The organism is Streptomyces sp. NPDC057939, from assembly GCF_042887545.1.
Classification (GTDB): Bacteria; Actinomycetota; Actinomycetes; order Streptomycetales; family Streptomycetaceae; genus Streptomyces.
In genome coordinates this window covers 1-5,061 of the sequence record NZ_JBHVPG010000113.1, presented here as the reverse complement: position 1 = coordinate 5,061, position 5,061 = coordinate 1, and the positions used below count along the sequence as shown (strand labels likewise).

General features: G+C 70.7%; 3 protein-coding genes and 1 pseudogene. 3 read left to right on the top strand and 1 reads right to left on the bottom strand.

Annotation, left to right across the window (positions count from 1 at the left end):
- Positions 1-1,221: 1,221 nt before the first annotated feature.
- Positions 1,222-1,461: a chaplin gene (locus ACFVS6_RS42775; RefSeq protein ID WP_389711944.1), complete on the bottom strand. Its 240-nt coding sequence runs from the start codon at positions 1,459-1,461 to the stop codon at positions 1,222-1,224.
- 464 nt (positions 1,462-1,925) lie between these two features.
- Between ACFVS6_RS42775 and ACFVS6_RS42770 the strand changes: the two are divergent.
- From ACFVS6_RS42770 to ACFVS6_RS42760, 3 genes and pseudogenes are all read left to right on the top strand, one after another.
- Positions 1,926-2,090: pseudogene (locus ACFVS6_RS42770) on the top strand (sigma factor-like helix-turn-helix DNA-binding protein); the annotation flags it as partial.
- Positions 2,087-2,839, top strand: coding sequence for an anti-sigma factor (locus ACFVS6_RS42765; protein ID WP_389711943.1), 753 nt, complete (start codon positions 2,087-2,089; stop codon positions 2,837-2,839). The pseudogene ACFVS6_RS42770 and the gene ACFVS6_RS42765, both read left to right, overlap by 4 nt.
- 381 nt (positions 2,840-3,220) lie before the next feature.
- Positions 3,221-4,804: a molybdopterin-dependent oxidoreductase gene (locus ACFVS6_RS42760; protein ID WP_389711942.1), complete on the top strand. Its 1,584-nt coding sequence runs from the start codon at positions 3,221-3,223 to the stop codon at positions 4,802-4,804.
- Positions 4,805-5,061: the final 257 nt, after the last annotated feature.

Below are 5,061 nucleotides of genomic sequence, written 5' to 3'. Positions count from 1 at the left end.
GGCAGGAGCGCTCTCGCCCGTCTTGGCGGCGTCACCTGCGGTGGGGGTGGAGGAGGCCTTGGCATCGCTGCCGGAATCCGAGCAGGCGGCCAGCGAGAAGGGCAGCACCGCCGCGGCGGTGACGGCGAGCGCGGTACGGCGGATCCGCATGCTGTTCATGATTGTTTGCTCCTTGGACGCATTGATATTGATCAGGGTTTTGTCACCCGTTGGTCGTGCTACCAGGTCGGACACGGGGAGGCCGGTCCGGTGGTTTGGGGTGCGGCGACGAAGACGCGGTTCCGGCCACTCGCTCCGCCGGGAAGCCGCGTGGCGAACGGGCCCGCGCGATCGCGCGCAGGGCCGGCGGAAGAAGGACGGACGCCGCGTCGGAGAAACGAAGTTGTCGTTCTCCCCGAATGCGCGGATCCCGAAGTCCTCACCCCCGGAGGGAGATCGGTCGATGGCCGCGCCTCCGACCACCGTCACCGGACCGGCCGCGGGCCGCACCGGGGCAGCGGTCGGCTCGGCCACCGCCGGCGCGGTGAAACCGGCCGGCAGGCCGGACAGGGCCCCGATGCGGGCCCGGGTGAGGGTGGTGCGGAAGCTGCTCACACACGGCATTCGGCAGCACCCACCCGGCGGATTGGTCCGTCCCCCGAACGAATGACTTCGTCGTGGCGGAGGGCTCAGGACTTGTGCGCCGGCATCCGTGTCGTGGGGCTGTCCACGCCCCGGCGGCCTGGTTGCAGGGGCATACCGTCACTGTCGGGCGCGTACCTGAGCGTGGCGAGGACTTGGTCCCGGTCCGTGGCCGCGGCGGGGTTCGGTCCGAGACGATGACGGTGTTCACGGTGGCCACCCCCGGTGAGGCGGCAGGAGCCGGCGTGGACGACGTTCGATCAGGCGGGCCGGCCGGGGACCGGCACCAGGCACAGCAGCAGCGTGCGCAGCGCGCTCCTCCGGTCGCACCAGTGCCTGGGCTCCCTCTTCCATCGTGCTGTGGAGCCCGGGTTCCGGGGCCGTCGGATGTGGCATCCCGAGGGCCGGCTCGGTGCTGGTCTCCAGGGGTACTGCGGGCGACTGTGCCGTCAGCCGCCCGCAGCGATCCCGTTCCGGGCCGCGCGCTGCGTGTGCGACGGAAGGTCTCGGAAGACCTGCCGCCCGCGCGACGGAACGAGCCGCCGGTCCGGCGCCTCCCCGTGCCTCGGCGCCGGACCGGAGTCCGTCAGGAATACCGGGTCAGGCGTTGACGCAGGTGTTGCCGAACGACGGGTTCAGCAGGCCGATGACGCTCAGGGTGTTTCCGCACACGTTGACGGGGATGTGGATCGGAATCTGGATCAGGTTGCCCGACGCCACACCGGGCGAGTGGGCGGCCACGCCCTGCGCGCCCGCGTCGGCCGCCGCCAGTGAAGCTCCGCCGATCATCATGGATCCGGCCGCCGCGGCCACTGCCAGGCTCTTGAGGACACGAAGCATTGCGTTGCCTCCTTGTAAAGGGAACATCTCGGTCGTCCGGACATCCCGTACGACCGGGAAGGGGCCAGACCCGCATGCCCCTCACCTCGCCGTTCGCGGCCATGAGGCGTCCGGCCTGGCCCGGATCGCCCGTTTCACCCTCCTGGGGGAACGAGAGCCCCCTCCCGTGATGAGATGTCCCCCCATCCATGCGCGTGTCGGCTCCGAAGAACAGTCGGACCATCCCTGGATGGATCCAGGACCGGACCGCTCCCGCGCCGACCCGGTGCCGCACCCGCAGCGAAGGGCTCGTATGCGATGGACACCCCGGACCGGGCGCAGCCGGCCACCGTTGGTCGTCCCGACCGGAGGTCCTCCTGTGACTCGGTCCGCCCCCTTCGGGCAAGGCTCTCCGGGCAGCCACATCGGCCTCCCCGAGGTCATGCGACAGGTCGCCCACAGCGACAAGGAGGCCGTTACAGCCCCGTACGACGCACGATCTTCAGCGCCAGGCCGTGACCCTGGCCTGCTACCAGGGGCTCACCTACCGTGAGGTCCCCGAGTCCCTGAGTACACCGCTTCCCACCATCAAGACACGCATGCGCGACGGACTGATCCGACTCCGCGACTGCATGGGGGTGACCGCATGAACCCGCACCACACCGATGTCCACACCCTGGCCGCCGCCTACGCACTGCACGCCCTGGACCCCGCGGAACGCGTGGCTTTCAGCGACCACTTGCCGCACTGCGCGGTATGCCGTCAGGAGGTGGCCGAGTTCGAGGCCACCGCGGCACGGCTCGCCGCCGCCACCGCCCGAACCCCACCCGCCGCCATGAAGACACGAACGCTGACCGCCATCGACGGTATCCGCCAGCTCCCTCCTCCGTTGCCCGCCACCGCACCGGCCAAGCGGCTCGCCACCATGCTCCGGCGCAAGGCCGTACCCGTCGCCCTCGCCGCCGGCCTGGCAGCCGCCGCGTCCTTCGCAGGTCTTGCCGCCTTGCAGCACCAGGAGGGCCAAGAGTCCGCTCAGCGGGCCCGCCAGGCCGAACAGCAACTCGCGTCCGTCACCGCGGTGCTGGCCGCGCCGGACGCCCGCGCCACGCACGGCCGTGCCACCAACGGAGCCTTGACGACCGTCGTCGCCTCCAAACGGCAGAACCGGGCCGTCTTCACCGCCACCGGCCTGCCCACGCCCGCACCGGGTAGGACCTACCAGCTGTGGCTCGACATCGACGGCACCATGCACCCGGCCGGATTCATCCACGCCAACGGCACCGTCCTCCTCGACGGCGACCCCGCCGACGCCGGCGCCATCGGCCTCACCCTCGAACCTTCCTCGGGCTCCCCCCAGCCCACCAGCACCCCCCTGCTGCTGATGACCCTGGCCGCCTGAAACACTCTCCGCCCCCGCCCGACCGAACCGCGTGCGACGAGAACCCGACACGGGAAGGGCGGGCCGGCCCTGGCCGTCCTGCGTCGTCCGGGTGCGGGACGAGGACGGCGCAGAGCAGGCCGCCGAGGACGAGAACGAGGACGAGGCAACCGGTTCCTGATCGACTTGCAGGTACGGGTTGGTCGTGGAGAAACCCTCGGGGTCCGGTGGACGGCGTCGAAGACACGTTTTTGCCGCGCTGAACGCCTCGTAGCTGGTGCGGCCCAGCGGCAGCGTGGTGGCTTCCCTCGGCTCCCGGCCCTCGATCCCGGGGGCCTCGGGGAGGAATGCGAGAACCGATTGATCGCGCAAGCGACCAATCCCTCGGATGGAGCACAGCGAATGAGGGCTGTGAGTACCTTCCGCAAATCCCTCGCCCGTAACGCGCTGGGCGCCGTGTCCGGTCTGTTGGCCGGGTATACGGCGCTGGCCGTGGCCGAGCTCGTGGCCTCTCTCGTCCGGCCGCAGGCCGGCCCGGTGACCGTCGTGGGCGGCGCCGCCATCGACCGGACGCCTGCCGCGGTCAAGGACTTCGCGATCCGTACGTTCGGCGAGAACGACAAGGTCGTCCTCCAGCTCGGCATCCTGGCCGTCCTCGGTCTCCTCGGCGTCTTCCTCGGCATCGTCTCCCTGCGCCACAGACGAGGCGGCGCCGCGGGTGTCCTGCTCTTCGGTGTGATCGGCGCGGCTGCCGCACTGAGCAGGCCCGATGCCCAAGGGATCGCGGACGCCCTTCCTTCCGTGGCCGGCGCGCTCACAGGCGCCGCCGTCCTCCACCTCCTGGCCGGGAAACTCACATCCGGCAGCTCTCCCGCCGGTACAGGGGCCGACCCAGGGGGCTCGTCGCGGCGGGGCTTCCTCACCGCGGCCGCCGTCACCGCCCTCGCGGCCACCGGCGCCGGCGCCGTGGGGCGCGCGCTCATCGGCAGGAGCGGCCAGGGCGCCGCAGCATCCCGTGCCGCGATCAAACTGCCCGCACCCGCCTCCGCGGCCCCCGCGCTGCCGGCCGGAGCGCAACTGAAAGTGGAGGGCATCAGCACCTTCACCACTGCGAACAAGGACTTCTACCGGGTGGACACCGCACTGGTCGTCCCGAAGGTGGACGCGGACACCTGGCGGTTGCGTATCCGCGGCAAGGGCGTCGCCCGTCCCCGTACGTACACGTTCCAGGAACTGCTGAACCGGCCCCTCATCGAGCGGGACATCACCCTTACCTGCGTCTCCAACGAGGTCGGCGGACCCTACATCGGCCATGCCCGCTGGCTCGGCGTGCGCCTGGACGACCTGCTCAAGGAGTGCGGGGTCAAGGCGCCGTCCCGGGGCGGCAGCGCGGACCAGTTGGTCGCCCGCTCCGTCGACGGCATGACGCTGGGCTCACCGGTCGAGGACGTGATGGACGGCCGGGACGCGATCCTGGCGGTCGGGATGAACGGAGAACCGCTCCCCTTCGACCACGGCTTTCCCGTCCGGATGCTCGTCCCCGGCCTGTACGGGTACGTGTCGGCCTGCAAGTGGATCCAGGAGATCGAGCTCACCACCTTCGACTCCTACGACCCGTACTGGGTCAAACGCAAGTGGGCCCGCAAGGCCCCCATCAAGACGCAGGCCCGCATCGACACCCCCAAGCCCTTCGCCCGGCCCACGGGCGAAGTGGTGACGGTCGCCGGCGTCGCCTGGGCCCAGCACCGCGGCATCGACCGCGTCGAAGTCCGCATCGACGACGGACCTTGGCAGACTGCGGACCTCGCCCCCCAGGCCAACCAGGACACCTGGCGCCAGTGGTCGTTCCCGTGGAAACCGACACCGGGCGGCCACAACCTCACCGTCCGCGCCACCGACGGAACCGGCCAGGTCCAGACCGAAGAACGCAAAAGGACCATCCCCGACGGCGCGAGCGGCTGGCACAGCGTCTTCGTCACCACGTAACGACCGGCAGGTCACGCCCCGGCTTGTCGGCGCGGTCCGACCCGCGCCGACACACAATCCACCTTTGCCCATTCAATAGAACACAACAGGAGATTCCGATCATGTCGAACACGCTGCGTTTGCGTCGTACCGCTCTCGCCGTCGCCACGGCCGCCGTCCTGCCCTTCGCCCTCACCGCCTGCTCCGACTCCGGCGGCGACCCGACGGCCTCCGACAAGAGCAGCGACGCCCCCGCCGCCTCCCAGCCGGCCACCCCT